Raw genomic sequence first — 18,879 nt, forward strand, 5'->3', positions numbered from 1 at the left:
GTTTCTACTCAGGCACCAAATCAATTGTCCTGAGCGGACTTCGCACCGTTGGCGGCGAGGTTGCCGAGATAGTCGGCGGTCGCCTTGGCACGCGAGACGAACACTTCGCCGCGGGAGCGGAGCAGGCTCGACTGGATCTCGACGGCTTCGCTGATCGATTTTGCCGACGCCAGCTTGTCGATGCCCGAGAAGAACGCCTCGGCGTCCTCGTAGATCGCCTGCTGGATATTGCGGCTGATCTTGCCGGCCTCGGCGACGGATTCGGCCACTGCATTCTCGACAGCGGCGGTCACCCGCTCGGAGCCGGCGAAGGCCTCCGCGGCACGGTCCTTGGCAGTGTTGGCAGTCTTCTTGACGAATTCGCGGGCGGCCTCGGGAACTTCCAGATTCTGGATGTTCTTGAAAGCGTCCTTGAAGCCCTCGAAAGCGGTGTTGGTTTCAGTGGTCATGGGGTTCTCTCCATCCTCATTGATCTGAGCTATGGGCTCACCCCGTCCTCATTGGCCCGGGGCAACCATCTGTATGGCATAGTTAATTGTGCGACGCAACATACATATTGCGACGCACCATCACAAAAGTGTGACAAGCCTCGGCAAGAGGCATCATGATGCCTCTTTAGCCACCGGTCCGATGATCGGCCCGATTTGAACCGAATGTGGAGCGCGCGTTCCTAGTGCTGGACAGCGCCCGGCACCCCATACGCCTCCATCTGGGCCTGGACCTGCGCGATGTTGTGACCGAGCACGACGATGTCGTGGGTCTTGCCGTGGACATCCCGGACATGGTCGCGCAGCAGCGCCTCGGCCTTGAAGCCGAGGCTTTCGAACAGGGCGATCGCCGACTGCTGATCGACGGTCATCTGGACCGAGAGCTTCTCCAGGCCGGCGCCGAGCGCGAGTGCAAAGGTCTCCTGCGAGAGCGCCTTGCCCACTCCCTTGCCGCGGACATCGGGCGAGACCACCATCCGGATCTCGCCGACATGCGGCGACCAGGAATGCGGATCGCGCACCAGCGTGCCGCACCCGACCACCCTGCCCTCAGAGCTGGCCCCGGTTGTTTGGACAGCGCCCCGCTGGATTTAAGTGGATTCCTGCCGGATTATGCTGAACGCGGGGCTTTACGGTTTTGTCGTTGCGTCGGGAGGGCGTAGCCCGACCAGAGCGACGACAAAACCGTCGGCGACGGTCATGCGGCCATCACCATAGCTTGCGTGCCGAAGTAAGCCTCGTCGGGCGTGCGCCCGTCAAGGCTCGAGTGAGGGCGTCCCTGATTGTAGAAGGCCAGATACTTGGCAATTGACGCTCGCGCCTCGGACACGCTGTCGTAGGCGCGGAGATATACTTCTTCGTATTTGACCGTGCGCCAGAGCCGCTCGACAAACACGTTGTCGCGCCAGGCGCCCTTGCCGTCCATGCTGATGGCGATCTTCGCGTCCAGCAGCACATCGGTGAACTCGAGGCTGGTGAACTGGCTGCCCTGATCCGTGTTGAAAATCTCGGGCCTGCCGTGCTTCGCCAACGCCTCCTGGACCGCTTCGACGCAGAAGGCCGCCTCCATTGTGATCGAGACGCGATGGGCCAGGACCCGTCGGCTGAACACATCGACGACCGCCGCGAGATAGACGAAGCCACGCCGCATCGGAATGTAGGTGATGTCCATTGCCCACGCATGGTCGGGCCGCTCGATCTTCAATCCGCGCAACAGGTACGGGTAGATCTTGTGCCCCGGAGCCGGCTTGCTCGTGTTCGGGCGACGATAGACCGCCTCGATCCCCATGCGCTTCATCAGCGTCGCGATGTGGCGGCGACCGGCGTATACGCCCTCCCGCCGCAGCAACGATCGCAGCATACGCGCTCCCGCGAAGGGATAATCGAGATGCAGCTCATCGAGCCGACGCATCAAGGCAAGGTCCTCGGCCGAAACTGGCCGAGGTTCATAGTAGACCGTGCTGCGAGCCAGCTTCAGGACCTTCGCCTGGCGCACGATAGAAAGATCATGATCGCGGTCGATCATCGCTTTGCGCTCAGCAGGCCCGCCTTGGTGAGCGCGCCGGACAAAAAATCGTTTTCCAACGCCAGCTCGCCGATCTTGGCATGTAACGCCTTCAAATCGACCGGCGTCTCGGCCGATGTCTTGTCATGCCCAAACACGCCGGCGGCGCCTTCCAGGAGCTGGTTTTTCCAGATCGTGATCTGGTTCGGATGAACATCAAACAGTTGCGCCAGCTCCGCCAGTGTCTTGTCGCCTTTGACCGCAGCCAAAGCAACCTTCGCCTTGAATGCCGGAGAATGCGTCCGGCGGCTCTTCTTCGTCATCTTCGCTCCTGATTCGCAGCAAGAATCCTCGCCGCTGTCAGGCAGAAAATCCACTCAAGCTACTGTCCGAATTTGCGGGGCCAGCTCTCTCTCTCACCGCGAGCAGGCTCTGGATCGCGCCGCGCTCGATCTCCTTGACCCATGCCGACAGGACCTTCGGCTCGCTGATGTTGCGGGGAAGGAACAGCAGATCGTGGGTCGGCAGGCCCTTGCCGAAGGCCAGCACGGCGGCCTCGTCCGCAGGCGACATCAAGCGGATCTCGATATCGCCGGCCTCGGTCTCGACCTGACGCGGGTAGGAACGCTGCTCACTCATGTCGATCTCTTTCCCAGCCAGGAATCCAGTTTCGGCCACAGTCGCTTCACCGCGTTGGCGCCCGCGACGAGAGAGACGTGACCACCCTTCAGAATCACCTCCTCCTTGTCCGCCGAGCCGACCTTGGCGATCAGATGTTTGGCGGCCTCATACGGCACGATGTGGTCGTGCTCGGCGACCGCATGCAGGATCGGCACCGTGATGTCTTCCAGCTTCGCCGCCCGGCCGCCAACCGACATGGTGTCGTTGAACAGCTTGTTGTCCCACATCAGGTCCTTGGTGATGGCGCGGAAATACTCGCCCGCCAGCGGCAGCGTGTCGGTCGCCCAGCGGTCGAACATGCGGTAGGACTTTACGAACTCGTCGTTCCAGATGTTCTCCCAAAGCTGGATCTGACTCGCCGTGCGCGAGGCGGGGCGCAGCATCTCGAACGAGGACAGGATCATCTCCGGCGGCACGTTTCCCACGCTATCCACGAGACGATCGACGTCGAAATAGCGGCGGTCGGAGAAGTTCGAGAACAGTCTCATCTCGCGGAAGTCGATCGGCGTGGTGAAGCAGATCAAATTCTTCATGGGCCCGTCCTTGTGGATCGAGCCGTAGAGCAGCGACAGCACGCCGCCGAAGCAATAGCCGATGACGGAGACATCCTGCTCGCCGGAATCGGCTTGCACGCGGCGGATGCAGTCCGGAATGAAGTCGAGGACATAGTCCTCCATGCGCAGGTTCTTCTCCTCCGGCCGCGGCGCGGTCCAGTCCAGCATGTAGACGTCGTAGCCGCGCCTCAGCAGGAACTCGATGAAGCTCTGGCCGGGCACGAGGTCGAGGATGTAGCCGCGGTTGGTCGTCGCCATCACGATCAGCACCGGCACGCGGTAGATCTCGTCCGACATCGGCCGATAGTGGTAGAGGCCCATGGTTCCGCGCGAATGCAGCACGTCCTTCGGTGTCGAGCCGAGCGAAGGGCCCGAGGTCGAGAAATACTCGACGCCCTTGATGCTGCGCTGGATCGCGCGCTGCACCTCGGACTGGATGCGCTCCGGGATGGACGCGAAGTCAAGTCCCGTCGTCGCGTTCATTTTTGGTCTCCGCCTTCGGACGGCGGACGTTTCGTCCGCGGCGGCCGCGGAGCAGCGCCGCCCTGCTGCGCACCCGAACTGGCCGACATCTGGCTCAGCATCGACTTGATCTCGCCGAGTTGGCCTTCAATCGACTGAAGCCGCTCCGCGATACCGGTCATCTGATCGCGGCTCGGCAGGTTCATGGAGAGCAGATATTTCTCCATGAGATCGCCAAATTGCTTCTGAGCACCTGCAGCAACGCCGCCGGCGCGGTTCACGGCTTGCGAGAACTCTGGCGTCTCCATCGCCTTGGTCGCGAAAGAGTTGAAACCCTTCTCCATCTCGCCGACCATCTTCTGCCACAAGGCGACCGGATCGGTGATCTTGTCGGTCATCAGCGTCCTCCCATGTGGAGGGCTTTGCACCCTTCTTTTCTCGCCATACCACACCGTTGCAAGATGCCGGTCAACCGGCAAGCAGTGGGCGCGGTGTCGCGCTCGCGGCTTCTTCGCGGAACGAAACCGTGCGATACAGCAGCGACCAGCAGGAGGGACCGCGCCCGTGACCGCCCATCAGCCGCCCCACACCGTCCGCGCCAATGGCATCGACATCTGCTACGAGATCTTCGGCAATGACAATGCCGAGCCGCTGCTGCTGATCATGGGGCTCGGGGCGCAGATGATCCATTGGGACGATGGGTTCTGCGAGCAGCTCGCGGCGCGCGGCTTCCGCGTGATCCGCTTCGACAACAGGGACATCGGCAAGTCGAGCCATCTCACGGGCGGCAAGCGCCTGACCCCGCTCGAGCTGCTGAAGCTGCGTTTCCTCAGGATTCCCGTGGCCGCAACCTACAAGCTGATCGACATGGCCAAGGACACGGTCGGCTTGATGGATGCACTCGGCATCAAGTCGGGGCATCTGGTCGGCGCCTCCATGGGCGGCATGATCGCACAGGAGGTGGCGCTGTCGTTTCCGCACCGCGTGCGTTCGCTGACATCGATCATGTCGACCACGGGCAATCCGCGTATACCGCCGCCAACCCGCGAGGCCGCCGCGATGCTGATGGCGCCGCCGCCACGCAGCAAGGAGGAGTTCATCATCCGCTTCGGCCAGACCTGGAAGATTTTGCGTGCCGGTTCGTTTCCGGAAGAGGAAGCGCTCGACCTCGGACGTGCCGAGCGCGTGTTCGCACGCGGGCTCAATCCGGCCGGCGTCGGCCGGCAACTCCGTGCCGTGCTGGCCTCCGGCAGCCGCAAGGAGCGCCTGCATAGCGTGAAGACGCCGACGCTGGTGATCCACGGCACCGTCGATCCGCTGGTCCATCCCGAAGGTGGCAAGGACACGGCGGCGTCAATCCCGAATGCCAAGCTGCTGATGATCGAAGGCATGGGTCATGCCCTGCCGATGCGGTTCTGGCCCGAGATCATCGACGCCATCGACAAGCATGCGCACGGAGCAGCGGCGCAGGCGGCTTAGGTCTTCCGCGCGATCCAGATCACGTGGCGCGCGCCGCCGCCTCTGCCGGTGGCACGGACGTTGATTTCGTTGACGTCGAAGCCGGCGCTGCCGAGCCGCTTGGTGAAGGCCGGGTTGGGGCCCGACGACCACACCGCGAGCACGCCCGCCCGGACGCAGCGCCGTCTTCGCCGCCTTCAATCCGCTCGCATCATAGAGGGTATCGTTGCCTTTCCGGGTCAGCCCTTCCGGCCCGTTATCGACGTCGAGGAGAATGGCATCGAACGCCGAGCGCTGCGCCCGGATAATCTCGCCGACGTCAGTTTCGCGGATGCTCACCCTGGCATCATCGAGACTGTCGCCGAAGACCTCCGCCATCGGACCTCGCGCCCAGGCCACGACCGCCGGCACGAGCTCGGCGACAATGATCTTCGCCTTGCTTCCGAGCACAGCGAGCGCCGCACGCAGTGTAAACCCCATGCCGAGGCCACCAATGAGGATGACGGGTTTTGCGACCTGCGCGATCTGCTTTGCCGCGAGCGTCGCAAGCGCGGCCTCCGAGCCCGACAGGCGATTGTTCATCAGCTCGTTGCTGCCGAGCTTGATGGAAAACTCCTTGCCCCGCCGCATCAGGCGGAGTTCCTCGTCGGAGCCGGGGATCTTGGCGGTGTCGATCTTTTCCCAGGGAATCATGCCAGACGTTTAGCACGATCGGGCGGGCCGTCACCCACCCGCCCAGACATCCAGCACATACCGGTTCTTCGCGCCCATCTCCTCGATCCAGCGCGCAGCCGTGGCGGTGTCGCTGCCGGTCTTCTCGCGCTGGATCGCAACCAGCGCGGCCTTCACATCGGGCTCCATCCTGCCGCCGTCGCCGCAGACATAGATGATGGCGCCCTGCTCGATCAATGGCCAGACCTTGTCCTTCTGGCCGGCGAGCAAATGCTGCACATAGGTCTTCGGTCCATCCGCGCGCGAGAATGCCGTGAAGAGCTCGGTGATGCTGCCGGCCGCCAGTGCCTTCAGCTCATCGGCATACAGAAAATCCTGATCCGGGTGACGGCAGCCAAAGAACAGCATGGCCGGGCCGAGCGCGGCGCCTTTGGCCATGCGCGCGGCGCGCTCCTGGAGGAAGCCACGGAATGGCGCAAGCCCCGTGCCCGGTCCGATCATGATGATTGGCACGGAGGCATCATCGGGAAGCCGAAAACCGGCCTTGGTCTCACGCACGGTGGCGTAGATCACGTCGCTCACACGCCGGTTGGCGAGATAGTTCGAGCAGATGCCCTTGTAAGTACCCCGGCCGGAGGCTGCCGGACCTTCGACCACGCCGACGGTGATGCTGCAACGCGCCGGATCGACCGACGGCGATGACGAGATCGAGTAATAGCGCGGGGCCAGCAGCGAGAGCATCTCCAGATAGACGTGGAACGGCAATTCGCAGGCGGGATATTCGAGCAGCAGATCGAACACCGATTTGCGCCTGGCCAATATCTCGCCGTGATAGCGCTCCAGCGTTTCAGGCTCCTCGCCGACGAAGCCCAGCAGCTTCGGCTTGGTCACAGGGCACCGGGTGTGCTCCGCCATGATCTGGATCTGCTTGCGTGTCGCGACCTGCTGGAGTTCGACGAACTCGCTGAGCAGACGGCCGACCGACACGGCCTCGCCGACCGGCAATTGCGCACGACGGCCTTCGGCGACCTGCAATCTGATCTGGTCGGCCGGCAGGAAGCCGAAGCGGCGGGCCACCGAATCCACCAGCGTCGGATCGTTGCGCGGAACGACGCTAAGATGGTCGCCGACGCGGTAGGTGACGTCGGACGGCAACTGCACCTCGATGTGGCGTGTCGAGCGCTCCGAGGGATTGGGGCCACTCTTGTTCTGGAGCTCGTCATTGACCAGCACCTTCATCGCCACCGCGCCGCCCTGGGCGACGATGGTGTTGACGGCGGTCACGGCCACCGGCTCGATCGCGTAGAGCGGATCGTCCTCCGCCGTGCGGGTGAAATTCCAGTCGATGCCGAACTCCTTGGTCGCGACCTCGGCCGCCGCCGGAAACCATTTCTGAAACTGGCCATCGAGATCGCTACGCGCATCGCCCTCGCCGCGTGGATAGACCGCCCGCGCGCCATGGGCCGACAATTGCTCGTCGATGAAGCGCGGCACCGACTGGTAGGTCGCAGCCCAATCGCTGTTGCCGCAGCCGAACACGGCATAGCGCACGCCGGCAAAGGCGTCCTTCGGCAAGTCGCTGCCAAGCCATTTGACGAACTGCGTCGCATTGTCGGGCGGCGCGCCGTTATAGGAGGCGCAGATGATCAGCACGCCACCCTCTTGCGGCAGCTTGCCGACATAGTCGTCGAGCGGCCCGAGATGCACGGCAAAGCCGTTGATCTCGGCGAGATCCGCCATGCGCGTCGCCAGCTCCTCGGCGGTGCCGAGATTGGAGCCGTAGAGCACCAGCATCGGCGTGTTATGGCCCGGGCGCGCAGTCGGCTGCCGCGGCGTCTTCAGAATCGCAACCGTCGCGGCAACGGGCCCGCCGTAGGCGCCACGCTCGCGATCGGCGCGCGGACGCACCTTGATCTTGAAGCCCTCCGGCTTGATCGTCAGCGTCTCCTTCAGGTGCATCCGATAGCGCTGATGGTCGATCAGCTTGAAGCGCTGGAGGATCATGCCGAGCGCGAGCGCAGCCTCGTGCATGGCGAAGCCGCGGCCGATGCAGGCGCGCTGGCCGTTGCCGAATGGCTTCCACGCATTAATCGGCCGTTTCGCTTCCGCCTCGCGGCTGAAATTCTCGGGATCGAACACGTCCGGGTTCGGCCCCCAGACAGAGGGATCGCGATGCAGCGCGGTCACCAGGATGGTGGTGAAAGTGCCCTTTCTGAGCTTGTACTTGCCGCCACCGATGGTCTCGTCCTTCAGCGGCGAGATGCCGTAGGCCGGCGCCGGCGGCCACAGCCGCAGCGCCTCTTTCAGACTCTGCGTGATATAGGTGAGCTGCGTCACCTGCTGATAGGTTGGCTTCGCGTTGACATCGGGGCCGAAGACGCGATCGACCTCGTCATAGGCCCTCTTGAGAATGTCGGGGTGCTTGAGCAGCGCATAGAGCGTGTAGGACAACAGGCCGCTGGTGGTCTCGTGGCCCGCGATCAGGAACGTGTTAATCTGATAGCGGATATTGACGTCGTCGAGCTGCTCGCCGGTCGCGCGGTCGACGCCGGTCATCATCGCGGCGAGCATGTCCTTCTTGTCGTCGATGCCCTCCGCGATCTTGCGACGCTCGGCGATGATCTCGTCGACCATCTTGTTCATGAAGGCGACGTCTTCGGCGAGCGTCTTGCGCCGCTTCTGCATCCAGAGCTGCTCGAACGGCAGGCCGCGCGTCATCATGATGGTTTCGAGCGAGCGCACCAGCGATTCGACGAAGGGATGGTAGTCGCGCCGGTAGAACGAATTGAAGCGATAGTCGAAGCCGCACAGGCCGATCGTGTCCAGCGTCAGCGCGGTCATGTCGTGGACGACGTCGATCTCGTCATCGGCGTTGAGCCGCTCCCATTTCTGGACCAGCTGCTCGGCGATGTCGACCATGCTTCCGTGGTAGGACTGCATGGCGCGGTTGCCGAAGGGCTGGAGCAGGATGTTGTGCGCCTTGCTCCAATTCGGCTCGTTGGTGTCAGCCGTGAACAGGCCGTCGCCGCCGACCGCGCGCACGCGCCGCAGTGCACCGCGCACCGTCTTGTCGAACCGCTTCTCGTCGGAGAGCTCGTCTACGAGATCGTGGCCGGAGACGACGACGATCGGCGAGCCCATCATGTCGAGCCAGAAGATCGGACCCAGCTCCTTTGCGAGCCGCGTCAGGTGCTGCACGGGGGCGGACGAATCCAGCGACAGCATGTTGCCGACCACCGGCTTGGTCGGCGGGTGCGGGATCGGGTCCAGACGATTCTTGGATGACATGAAAAGTGCTTCCCCTCGCCCTGCGTCATTCCGGGATGGTCCGAAGGACCAGGCCCGGAATCTCGAGATCCCGGGTTCGATGCTATGCATCGCCCCGGGATGACGACTGCGTCGTCACCCAAACCGCCTTCTACGCCATTCGATCAGCTTGGCGCTGACCTCTTCCGGCTTCTCCTGCTGCGTCCAATGGCCGCTGTCCTTCACGAGATACTTCTCGAGGTCGGCGATCAGGCTTTCCATGCCGTCGGCTGCCGACGGCGGCAGCACGGCATCGTTCTCGGCCATGATCATCAGCGACGGGACGTGGATGTGATGATCCAATCCCTTCGCGCGCTCCCAATTGCGCGTAAAATTACGATACCAGTTGATGCCGCCGGTGAAGCCGGTTTTCGTGAACGTGTCGACGAACACTTTCTTCTCCTCCGCCGACAGGATCGGCGTGCGCGGATCCACCTTGGCATCATAGGCCGCGATCATCTGCGGAAACGCCAGATTGGTCTTTGACGAGGCGCCGACGCCCGCGATCGGCGGCTCCTCCGGCTTCGCCGCCGGCCGCGGCAGCGGCTTGCGCATGAAGGCGTCGAAGGTCTGCTCGACGCGGCTGCCAAAGATCCTGTCCGGCTCGCGTGCGGGGTCCTGGAACTGGACGATGTACATCTGGTCGCCGAAGCGCTGACGGAACAGCGCGATCGGATCGACCGGAGCGCGGTCCCAATGCGGCGTGTTGACGCCGACGACGCCGGCGACGCGCGAGGGATGCCGCAGCGGCATCTGCCAGACGACGAAGCCGCCCCAGTCATGGCCGACGAAGATCGCCTTGTCGATATTCAGGTGATCGAGCAGTCCGACGAGATCGCCGGTCAAATGCTCCATGTCATATTCCTCGACCGGCTCGGGCCGGTCGGTCGCGCCATAGCCGCGCTGGTCCGGCGCGATGACCCGAATGCCGGCCTCGCTCAGCGCCTTGATCTGGTGGCGCCAGGAGAAGGCGAGCTCAGGCCAGCCGTGACATAGGACGACCGGCGGCTTGTCATCGGCCGGGCCTGCCTCGTAATAGCCCATGCGGATTCCGTTCGTCTGCGCGAACTTGAGCGGCGGCATTTCAATCATCATGGCTTCCTATTCCGCCGCGCCCTTGATGTCGGCGGCCGGCGGCGCATAGGCGGCCTCCAGCGCGGCAAACTCCCCCGGCAGCATATCGCACATCACCTGCACATGCGGAATGATGTTGGCGCCGACGATGAAACCGAAGTCGAGCTGGTCGCGATAGCTCTGCACGGTGATGTTGAGGGCCTGCCCGTGCGTCGAGATCGACACCGGGAAGATATGCAACAGCTCGGCGCCGGCGGCATAGAGCGTCTGCCGCGGCCCGGGCACGTTGGATACCGTGATGTTGGCGGCCGGCGGCAGCACGTCCGACAGGTTGGAGCGGCTGTAGAGCAGCGCCAGGATCTGCACCATGATCGGCGCGCCCAGCATGGAGATGTTGGAGACCTGCGGCATCAGGGCGCGCAAGGGATGCGACATCTCCTTGGACCTGGTCGATTGCGCGATGATGGCCTCCAGCCGCGCCTTCGGATCCTCGATGTTGGTCGCGATCGAGCAGATCATGCCGAACACCTGGTTGTTGGCCTCCGTGTTTCCTTCCTCGCGCAGCGAGATCGGCACGGCGGCGGTCAAGGACTTCGCCGGCAGCGTGCCATATTGCAGGAGGTAGCGCCGGACCACGCCGGAGGCCAGCGCCAGCACCACATCGTTGAGCTTGCCGCCGGCCTGCTTGGCCAGGGCCTTCGCCCGCGACAGCGGGATCGACACGCCGGCAAAGCTGCGCTCCGACGAGATCGTCTTGTTGAGCATGGTCGGCGGCGACACCATGCTGGCGAGGCTCTCGCGCGACTTGGGATCGGCGACCTTGCCGAGCACGTCGGAGACGCTCTTCAGCACGGTCGGGATGTTGCCGGCGAAGCGCACCGCGCTCTCGATCTGGTACATCGCGTTGTCGAACAGGATCGAGCCGATGTCGCTCTTGCCGGTGCGCGGCAATTGCAGGCTCTTCGCGGCCTGCGAAGCGTCGAGCGGTTGAGAGAAGAGCTGCTGATACGAATCGAGCAGGTTCGCGGCGATGTCACGCGGCTCCTGAGCGGGCTTCGCTCCTGGCGTCGGCGGCTCGACCTTCCGCGGGATCGGCGAGATATCGTAGATCATGTTGGTCAGCGCAGCACCCGCGCCGCCGTCGATCGCGGCATGATGCATCTTGGAATAGAGCCCGACCTCATTGTCCTTCATGCCCTCGAACACGTAGAACTCCCAGAGCGGCCGGGCGCGGTTCAGAAGCTTGGCGTGCATCCAGCCGACGATGCGTTCGAGCGTGGCGCGGTCGCGCGGTTGCGGCAGGCTGGCGCGAAAGATGTGACGGTCGATGTCGAACTGGTCGTCCTCGACCCAGGAGGGATGATCGATGTCGAGCGGCGCCTTCTCCAGCCGCGCCTTGAGGATCGGCGCGATGTGCAGGCGCGAGACGATCATCGCCTTGAAGTCTTCGAAGAAGTCGCCCTTGTAGTCGTCGGGCAGGCGGAAGATCGCCATGCTCCCGACATGCATCGGCATCTCCGGCGTTTCCAGATAGAGAAACGACGCGTCCAGCGACGACAGCTTCCTCCCGTCGGCCATGGTTCCCTCCCACAAGATCTGACGGGCGCCTTGGACGGCGCTTCTCGTCAGGCCGATATTGCCTGTTCCGGCGGGGCATATGCAATGGCAAACGGCCCCGCCCGGTCAAATGGCCGGAATTCCCCCTCCGGTTGCGCAAGGCGATCCGCCACGGCCCACAGCGCCGCGGGGTTCACCCCGAGCCCGATGTGGCTCGCCAAATGCACCTCGATGTTCTCGGCACGCGCGGAGGGACGAAGCAGGCAGGTCCGCCAGTTCACGACGCCGTCAGCGCGCGAATAGATCGACGTCGTCGGCACCGGCAGATCGCCGGCGATCGCCTCGCGCGCTTCGGCAGAATCCTCGACCCGCTCGCCTGACAGCGCCTCGTAAAGCCGCGTGGCGTTGGTCGCCCGCACGTCGTTGGCAAAAGGGCTGCCGAGCGTGATGACGTAGCGGACCTTGTCGGGTGCCCAAAGCGCGAGATCGCGGGCATAGACGCCGCCGAGGCTCCACCCGACCAGGCTGACCTTGCGTCCGCTCGCGGCATGGATTTCGGCCAGGCGGGTGCGCAGCGAATCCCGCATCCGCCCGAGCCCGCCGAGATTGCGGCCCATCCGACAGGCATGTGCCTCATAACCGAGCTCGCTGAGATAGCGCCGCATCGGCACCATCGAGAGGTCGCTGGCGAGAAAGCCCGGCAGCGCCAGCACCGGATGACCGTCGCCCCTCGGCGCGCGCATCAGGAGCGGCGACAGCAGCAGGCTCGCATTCAATTCGAACAGTCCACGGGCTTCGGCCAGCAGCAGGCCGAGACCTGGCGGACGAAGCCGGCCCGACTCCAGCGGCCCGTCCGGCCCGGACGACATTATTTCTTCTTGTCGCCGCTGCGAGAGCCGCCGAGGCCGGCCATCGTGACGAACATGTCCTGAAACCGCTCGGCGATCTTGGGATCGAAGGTGAACCAGCTCTGGATCAGGGACTCGGGCGAGACCTTCTCGATGTTGCTGAGAACCTGCTGCTGCAACTTGTCCATCACCGCCGCCTGCATCGGCGCCACGTCCGGCAGACCGAAGAACTGGCGAGCCTCGAGGGGGGTGCAGTCGATTTCGATGTTAACCTTCATGTCCCCTCCAGATGAGATTCGAGCGGCCTGTCTGAGTATCGCCGCGAGTTGTGGTGCAACGCAAGCGACCTGATGCCGGCGCGACATGCCCCGTCCTGCAATCAGCCGGCATGGTCAACCAAAGTCGAAAGACATGGTCCTCCATGCCCGGTGACACCGTCGGCATTGCTGCACAGCGGTGCAACTTGGCGCGTTCCTTGCTGGAATGGCGCTTGCACGGGTCGATAACTCTGGGCAACATGGATCAGTCAGCCTCGCCGAACAATCAAAAATCACCGGCGTGGCAGTGCGGAGAGGGTCAAGAATGTCAATCGGTCAAAGTCTGTTTGCGGCGGCGCTCGCCGGTGCGCTTGCGTTGGCGGTCTCGCCGGCGTCGAGCCAGACGCTACGTTATGCCAACCAGGGTGACCTGAAGTCGCTCGATCCCTACACCCTGAACGAGAGCACCACCCACGCCCATCTTGGCCACGTCTATCAGGGTCTCACCGCGCGCGACAAGGACCTCAAGATCATTCCCGCACTGGCGGAAAGCTGGGAAACGCCGGAGCCGACCCGCTGGCGCTTCCATTTGCGCAAGGGCGTGAAATTCCACAACGGCGATCCCTTCACCGCCGACGACGTGCTGTTCTCCGCCGACCGCGTCCGCAAGAAGGGGTCCAACATGCAGACCCGCCTTGCGCCCGACGTCAAGGTGGTCAAGGTCGACGACTACACCGTCGATTTCATCCTGCCCTCGCCCAATCCCATCCTGCATTCGTCGTGGGATGTCTGGTACATCATGGACAAGAAGTGGGCCGAGGCGAACAACGTCGTCGATCCGACGCCGGTGGCGGCGACCACGCCGAGCTACGCCTCGCTGCACGAAAACGGCACCGGTCCCTTCATCATCGAAAGCCATCAACCCGGCGTGAAGACGGTGTTCAAGGCCAACCCCAACTACTGGGGCAAGGTCGAAGGCAATTTGAAGGACATCATCTTCACCCCGATCGCCTCCGACGCCACCCGCGTCGCCGCCCTGCTGTCGGGCGAAGTCGACGTCATCGAGCCGGTTCCGATCCAGGACATCTCCCGCGTCGATTCCAGCCCGAATGCCCAGGTGCTGAAGGGACCGGAGCTGCGCACGATCTTCATCGGCTTCGACCAGACTCGCGACGAGCTGCTCTACTCTAACATCAAGGGCAAGAACCCCTTCAAGGACGCCCGCGTCCGCGAAGCCTTCTACAAGGCCATCGACATCGAGCTGATCAAGACGCGCGTGATGCGCGGCCTGTCGACGCCGTCGGCTCTGATGATCGCGCCGGAATTGTTCGCGCTGTCGAAGGAGTTCACGCGGCCGAAATTCGATCCTGACGGCGCCAAGAAGCTCCTGACCGAGGCCGGTTACCCCGACGGCTTCGAGGTCACCATGGACTGCCCGAACGATCGTTACGTCAACGACGCCGCGATCTGCCAGGCCGTCGTCGGCATGCTCGCGCGCATCGGCGTCAAGATCAATCTGCTGGCGCAGCCGAAGGCGCAGTACTTCGCCAAGGTGCTGAAGCAGGGCGGCTACCAGACCTCGTTCTACCTGCTGGGCTGGACGCCGAGCACCATGGATTCCCATAACGTGCTCTACGACATCATGGGCTGCCGCGACGATGCGAAATCCTCGCGCGGCGAGGCCAATCTCGGCGGCTACTGCAACAAGGAGTTCGACGCCATCACCGACAAGGTGCTGGTCGAGACCGACACCGCCAAGCGCAACCAGCTGATCAAGCAGGCCTACGAAATCGGCATGAAGGATTGGGCGTACATTCCGCTGCACCAGCAGGCGCTGGCATGGGGCGTATCGAAAAAGGTCAACCTGCCGCAGCGCGCCGACAATCTGGTCATGTTCCACTGGGCGACCAAGAAGGAATAGCGTCAGTTGAACACAAGGTCCCGGTCGCGTGAGGCGTCCGGGACCATTCCTTTTCCGGCTGGCAAAGACGTCAGCCGCACGCACACCCAAGGACAGTGGAAGGCATGCTCGCTTTCACTCTTCGCCGCGCCGTTCAGGCCATCGGCGTCATGTTCGCCGTCGGCATCATCGCGTTCTCGATGTTCCGCTTCGCCGGCGACCCCGTCAACCAGATCGTCTCGATCGACACCTCGGCGGCCGAGCGGGCGATCGTGCGCAAGTCGCTCGGCCTCGACGATCCCGTGCCGGTGCAGTTCGTGCGCTATTTCGCCGATGCAGCGCAGTTCAAATTCGGCGTTTCCTACCAGTTCCGCCAGCCGGTCTCTGCGCTGTTGATGGAGCGTATGCCCGCGACACTGGAGCTTGCAATCTGCGCGACCGTCTTCGCGATGGTGTTCGGCATCCTGATGGGCGTCTATTCGGCGCTCAAACGCGACACCGTGCTGGCCAAACTGTTCCAGGCCGTTTCGCTTGTAGGCATCTCGCTGCCGACTTTCCTGATCGGCATTCTCCTGATCTATCTGTTCGCGGTGACATTGGGCTGGTTGCCCTCGTTCGGCCGCGGCGAGGTGGTCAAGCTCGGCTGGTGGACGACGGGCCTGCTCACGCTGTCCGGACTGAAGGCACTGATCATGCCCTCGATCACACTCGGCCTGTTCCAGATGACCCTGATCATGCGGCTGGTGCGCGCGGAGATGCTGGAAGTGCTGCGGACCGACTATATCCGCTTCGCACGTGCCCGGGGACTGACCACCCGTGCCATCCATTTCGGCCACGCGCTGAAGAACACGCTGATTCCGGTGATCACGGTGGCCGGACTTCAGTTTGGCTCGGTTATTGCATTTTCCATTATCACCGAAACCGTGTTCCAGTGGCCGGGCATGGGACTTCTGTTCGTCCAGGCCGTGCAAAATGTCGATATCCCGATCATGGCCGCCTACCTGCTGATGGTGTCGCTGATCTTCGTCACCATCAATCTGGTGGTCGACATTCTCTATACCGTGGTCGATCCGCGCCTGCGCTCGACCATCGGTCGCGCCGCATAAGGCAGCCCTGCATGTCCGACGCAGCCGTCTCCAGTTCCGACAAGCAGGGCGCGCAGCCATCACATGCCGCCCAGAACTGGTTCAGGCGCGCGCTCGACAGCGATCTCTTTTATTCTTTCCGGCGTTCCAAGCTCACCATGGTGGCGGCGGCCATCACAGTCTTGTTCTTCCTGCTCGCGATCTTTGCATCCGTGCTTGCGGTGCAGAATCCGTTCGATCCGGCGCAGCTGCAATTGATGAATTCGCGGATCTCGCCGCTGTGGACCGCCGACGGTCAGAGCCCGTTCCTGCTCGGCACCGACGAGCAGGGCCGCGACGTGTTCTCTGCCATTCTCTATGGCATGCGCATCTCGCTCGCCGTCGGCGTCGCCGGCGTGATCTTCGCCGGCGCGCTCGGCATCGCGCTCGGCCTGATCGCCGGTTATTTCGGCGGCGCAGTCGACGGCGGTGATCATGCGGATCGCCGACGTGCAACTCACCTTCCCCGCCATCCTGATCGCGCTGCTGGTCAACGGCATCGCGAAATCGATCCTCGGCAACCGGCTCGACGCCACCAGCATGCTGGTGGTGCTGGTGATCTCGATCGGCCTGAGCTTCTGGGTCGGGTACGCGCGGACGGTGCGCGGCTCCGTGATGGTCGAGAAGAACAAGGACTACGTGGCTGCCGCGCAGTTGATCGGCCTGCCTGCGCCGAAGATCATGCTGCGGCATGTGCTGCCGAACACGATGGGCCCGATTCTGGTCATCGCCACGATCAACCTCGCGCTCGCCATCATCACCGAGGCGACGCTCTCCTTCCTCGGCGTCGGTCTGCCCGACACCATGCCATCGCTCGGCACGCTGATCCGCATCGGCAACAACTATCTGTTCGCCGGCGAATGGTGGATCGTCGCTTTCCCCGGTTTTGCGCTCGCCGCCCTGATCCTCTCCATCAACCTGCTTGGCGACTGGCTGCGCGACGCGCTCAACCCGAAGCTTCGATGAGTACGCCTCGCCCATGACCGAACCCGTTCTCTCCGTGCGCAACCTCCAGGTGGAGTTCGCCTCCCGCCGAGGCACGTTGCGCGCCATCGACGACGTCTCCTTCGACATCGCCAAGGGCGAGGTGCTCGGCGTCGTCGGCGAGTCGGGCGCCGGCAAGTCCGTCACCGGCCTCTCGGTAATCGGCCTGATCGATCCGCCCGGCCGCATCGCCGGCGGCGAGATTCGTCTTGCGGGCCTGCGCATCGACAATCTGCCGCCGGAGCAGATGCGCCGGATCAGGGGCAAGCGCATCGGGATGATCTTCCAGGATCCCCTCACCTCCCTCAATCCGCTGTACAGGGTCGGCGACCAGATCGTGGAGACGATCCGGACGCACCTCAATCTGTCGGAGCAGGCGGCGCGCCGCCGCGCCATCGACCTGCTCGCCGAGGTCGGCATTCCCGCACCCGAAAAGCGGATCGACGGCTACCCGCACGAGTTCTCCGGCGGCATGCGCCAGCGCGTGGTGATTGCGCTTGCGATCTGCGCCGAGCCGGAGCTGATCATCGCGGACGAGCCGACCACCGCGCTCGACGTTTCCGTGCAGGCCCAGATCATCTCGCTGATCAAGCGGCTCGGACGCGACCACGGCACCGCGGTGATGCTGGTGACGCACGACATGGGCGTGATCGCGGAGACCTCGGACCGCGTCGCGGTGATGTATGCCGGCCGCATCGCGGAGATCGGCCCGGTGCAGGATGTCGTGAGGAACCCGCTGCATCCCTACGCCAAGGGCCTGATGGGCGCGATCCCGACGCTTGCGGGCGAGGACAAGCGCCTCGTGCAGATTCCCGGCTCCATGCCGCGGCTGTCGGCGATCCCGCGTGGTTGCTCGTTCAATCCGCGCTGCGCCTTCGCCTTCGATCGTTGCCGGGTCGAGCGGCCGGAGCCGCTGCCGCGCGGCACGCAATCGGTCGCGTGCCATCTCTATGACAATGTGCCGGCGGAGAGCGCGGCATGAGCGCTCCCTTCGTCCAGGCCACAAATCTGCGCCGCGTCTTCGACGTCTCGAAGCCCTGGCTCAACCGCGTGCTCGAAGGTGGCCACCTCGAATACCTCAAGGCGGTGGATGGCGTCACTTTCGACATCACAAAGGGCGAGACGTTTGCTCTGGTCGGAGAATCCGGCTCCGGCAAGACCACGGTGGCGCGGATGGTCGTTGGCCTGCTGCCGCCAAGTTCCGGCGACGTCCTGATCGACGGCGTCTCGATGACCGATCCGCGGCAGGCGCCGGCGCGGCGAAAGCTGCGCCGCCGCATCCAGATGATCTTCCAGGATCCCTATGCAAGCCTGAACCCGCGCTTCCGCGTGGATGCCATCATCTCCGAGCCGATCCGCGCCTTCGACCTGATCCAGGGCGAGCGTGACATCCAGGCCCGAATCGGCGAGCTGCTCAGCCTCGTCGGCCTGCATCCCGACGACCGGCTGAAGTTTCCGCACGAGTTTTCCGGCGGCCAGCGCCAGCGCATCGCGATCGCGCGCGCGCTCGCCTCCGATGCCGAGTTCATCGTCTGCGACGAGCCGACCTCGGCGCTCGACGTCTCGGTGCAGGCGCAGATCCTCAACCTGATGCGCGACCTCCAGGACAAGTTCGGCCTGACCTACATGTTCATCAGCCACAATCTCGCCGTGGTGCGCCACATGGCGAGCCGCGTCGGCGTGATGTATCTCGGCCGCATCGTCGAGATCGCGGAAGGACGCGAGCTGTTTGCCCGCCCGCGCATGCCCTACACCAAGATGCTGCTGGGCGCAGTGCCCGATCTCGCCATGAGCGGCCGCCAGCGCATTCCGGTCAAGGGCGAGATCCCGAACCCGATCAATCCGCCCCCGGGCTGCGCCTTCAATCCGCGCTGCCCGCTCGCGTTCGATCTCTGCCGTAAAGAGACCCCGGAACTGATCGACGGTGTCGCCTGCCACGCCGTCAACACCGCGCCGGTCCCGGCGTGACGCGCGCGTGCCATGCAGCCTGCGCATTTGGCGGCGGCGTGG

15 protein-coding genes and 3 pseudogenes are annotated in these 18,879 nt (G+C 63.9%); 6 read left to right on the forward strand and 12 right to left on the reverse strand.

Annotated features, from left to right (window positions below):
- Positions 1-20 precede the first annotated feature (20 nt).
- From ABIF91_RS02865 to ABIF91_RS02890, 6 genes and pseudogenes are all read right to left on the reverse strand, one after another.
- Positions 21-449, reverse strand: a complete 429-nt coding sequence (locus ABIF91_RS02865; RefSeq protein WP_028178386.1) for a phasin — start codon at positions 447-449, stop codon at positions 21-23.
- A gap of 221 nt (positions 450-670) precedes the next feature.
- A complete protein-coding gene (locus tag ABIF91_RS02870) occupies positions 671-1,078 on the reverse strand; it encodes an N-acetyltransferase family protein (protein WP_424579075.1) in 408 nt (135 codons plus the stop codon).
- 107 nt (positions 1,079-1,185) lie between these two features.
- Positions 1,186-2,315, reverse strand: a protein-coding gene (locus ABIF91_RS02875) for an IS3-like element ISRj2 family transposase (protein WP_129557670.1) whose coding sequence is annotated in 2 segments (ribosomal slippage) — positions 1,186-2,063 and positions 2,063-2,315 — 1,131 coding nt in all. Because the reading frame shifts where the segments join, the coding sequence is not laid out codon by codon here.
- Positions 2,316-2,406: 91 nt separating this feature from the next.
- A pseudogene (locus tag ABIF91_RS02880) lies at positions 2,407-2,631 on the reverse strand (GNAT family N-acetyltransferase); the annotation flags it as partial.
- Entirely contained in the window at positions 2,628-3,710 is a 1,083-nt protein-coding gene (locus ABIF91_RS02885) for a PHA/PHB synthase family protein (protein ID WP_028178257.1), read from the reverse strand. The pseudogene ABIF91_RS02880 and the gene ABIF91_RS02885, both read right to left, overlap by 4 nt.
- Complete coding sequence (locus tag ABIF91_RS02890; RefSeq protein WP_028178258.1) at positions 3,707-4,087, reverse strand: hypothetical protein; 381 nt, start codon at positions 4,085-4,087, stop codon at positions 3,707-3,709. Before ABIF91_RS02890 ends, ABIF91_RS02885 begins: the two co-directional genes overlap by 4 nt.
- Positions 4,088-4,253: 166 nt before the next feature.
- On the opposite strand from ABIF91_RS02890, the gene ABIF91_RS02895 reads away from it, so the two are divergent.
- Complete coding sequence (locus ABIF91_RS02895; RefSeq protein ID WP_028178259.1) at positions 4,254-5,168, forward strand: alpha/beta fold hydrolase; 915 nt, start codon at positions 4,254-4,256, stop codon at positions 5,166-5,168.
- Here the strand turns inward: ABIF91_RS02895 and ABIF91_RS02900 are convergent.
- The 6 genes and pseudogenes from ABIF91_RS02900 to ABIF91_RS02925 form a co-directional block, all read right to left on the reverse strand.
- Positions 5,165-5,840: pseudogene (locus ABIF91_RS02900) on the reverse strand (spermidine synthase). The gene ABIF91_RS02895 and the pseudogene ABIF91_RS02900 overlap by 4 nt on opposite strands.
- A 30-nt stretch (positions 5,841-5,870) precedes the next feature.
- Positions 5,871-9,107, reverse strand: a complete 3,237-nt coding sequence (locus ABIF91_RS02905; RefSeq protein ID WP_424578746.1) for a bifunctional cytochrome P450/NADPH--P450 reductase — start codon at positions 9,105-9,107, stop codon at positions 5,871-5,873.
- Between the two features lie 114 nt (positions 9,108-9,221).
- Positions 9,222-10,217 (reverse strand): alpha/beta fold hydrolase, encoded by a 996-nt coding sequence (locus ABIF91_RS02910; protein WP_028178262.1) that lies wholly within the window; start codon positions 10,215-10,217, stop codon positions 9,222-9,224.
- A gap of 9 nt (positions 10,218-10,226) precedes the next feature.
- A complete protein-coding gene (locus tag ABIF91_RS02915; protein WP_028178263.1) occupies positions 10,227-11,777 on the reverse strand; it encodes a WS/DGAT/MGAT family O-acyltransferase in 1,551 nt (516 codons plus the stop codon).
- A 47-nt stretch (positions 11,778-11,824) separates the two neighbouring features.
- Complete coding sequence (locus ABIF91_RS02920; RefSeq protein WP_028178264.1) at positions 11,825-12,625, reverse strand: esterase/lipase family protein; 801 nt, start codon at positions 12,623-12,625, stop codon at positions 11,825-11,827.
- Positions 12,625-12,882 carry a DUF6489 family protein gene (locus tag ABIF91_RS02925; protein WP_028178265.1) on the reverse strand — a complete coding sequence of 86 codons (258 nt, stop codon included), beginning with the start codon at positions 12,880-12,882 and terminating at the stop codon, positions 12,625-12,627. Before ABIF91_RS02925 ends, ABIF91_RS02920 begins: the two co-directional genes overlap by 1 nt.
- Positions 12,883-13,186: 304 nt before the next feature.
- On the opposite strand from ABIF91_RS02925, the gene ABIF91_RS02930 reads away from it, so the two are divergent.
- The 5 genes and pseudogenes from ABIF91_RS02930 (at position 13,187) to ABIF91_RS02950 (ending at position 18,837) form a co-directional block, all read left to right on the forward strand.
- Positions 13,187-14,782 carry an ABC transporter substrate-binding protein gene (locus ABIF91_RS02930; RefSeq protein ID WP_028178266.1) on the forward strand — a complete coding sequence of 532 codons (1,596 nt, stop codon included), beginning with the start codon at positions 13,187-13,189 and terminating at the stop codon, positions 14,780-14,782.
- A 104-nt stretch (positions 14,783-14,886) separates the two neighbouring features.
- On the forward strand, positions 14,887-15,867 hold the full coding sequence (locus tag ABIF91_RS02935; protein WP_028178267.1) for an ABC transporter permease: 981 nt from the start codon (positions 14,887-14,889) through the stop codon (positions 15,865-15,867).
- Positions 15,868-15,878: 11 nt separating this feature from the next.
- Positions 15,879-16,851, forward strand: a pseudogene (locus ABIF91_RS02940) (ABC transporter permease).
- Between the two features lie 13 nt (positions 16,852-16,864).
- A complete protein-coding gene (locus ABIF91_RS02945) occupies positions 16,865-17,851 on the forward strand; it encodes an ABC transporter ATP-binding protein (RefSeq protein WP_028178269.1) in 987 nt (328 codons plus the stop codon).
- Positions 17,848-18,837 (forward strand): ABC transporter ATP-binding protein, encoded by a 990-nt coding sequence (locus ABIF91_RS02950; RefSeq protein WP_028178270.1) that lies wholly within the window; start codon positions 17,848-17,850, stop codon positions 18,835-18,837. Before ABIF91_RS02945 ends, ABIF91_RS02950 begins: the two co-directional genes overlap by 4 nt.
- The last annotated feature ends 42 nt before the right edge of the window (positions 18,838-18,879 follow it).

The organism is Bradyrhizobium sp. USDA 241 (genome assembly GCF_049739505.1).
Classification (GTDB): Bacteria; Pseudomonadota; Alphaproteobacteria; order Rhizobiales; family Xanthobacteraceae; genus Bradyrhizobium; species Bradyrhizobium liaoningense.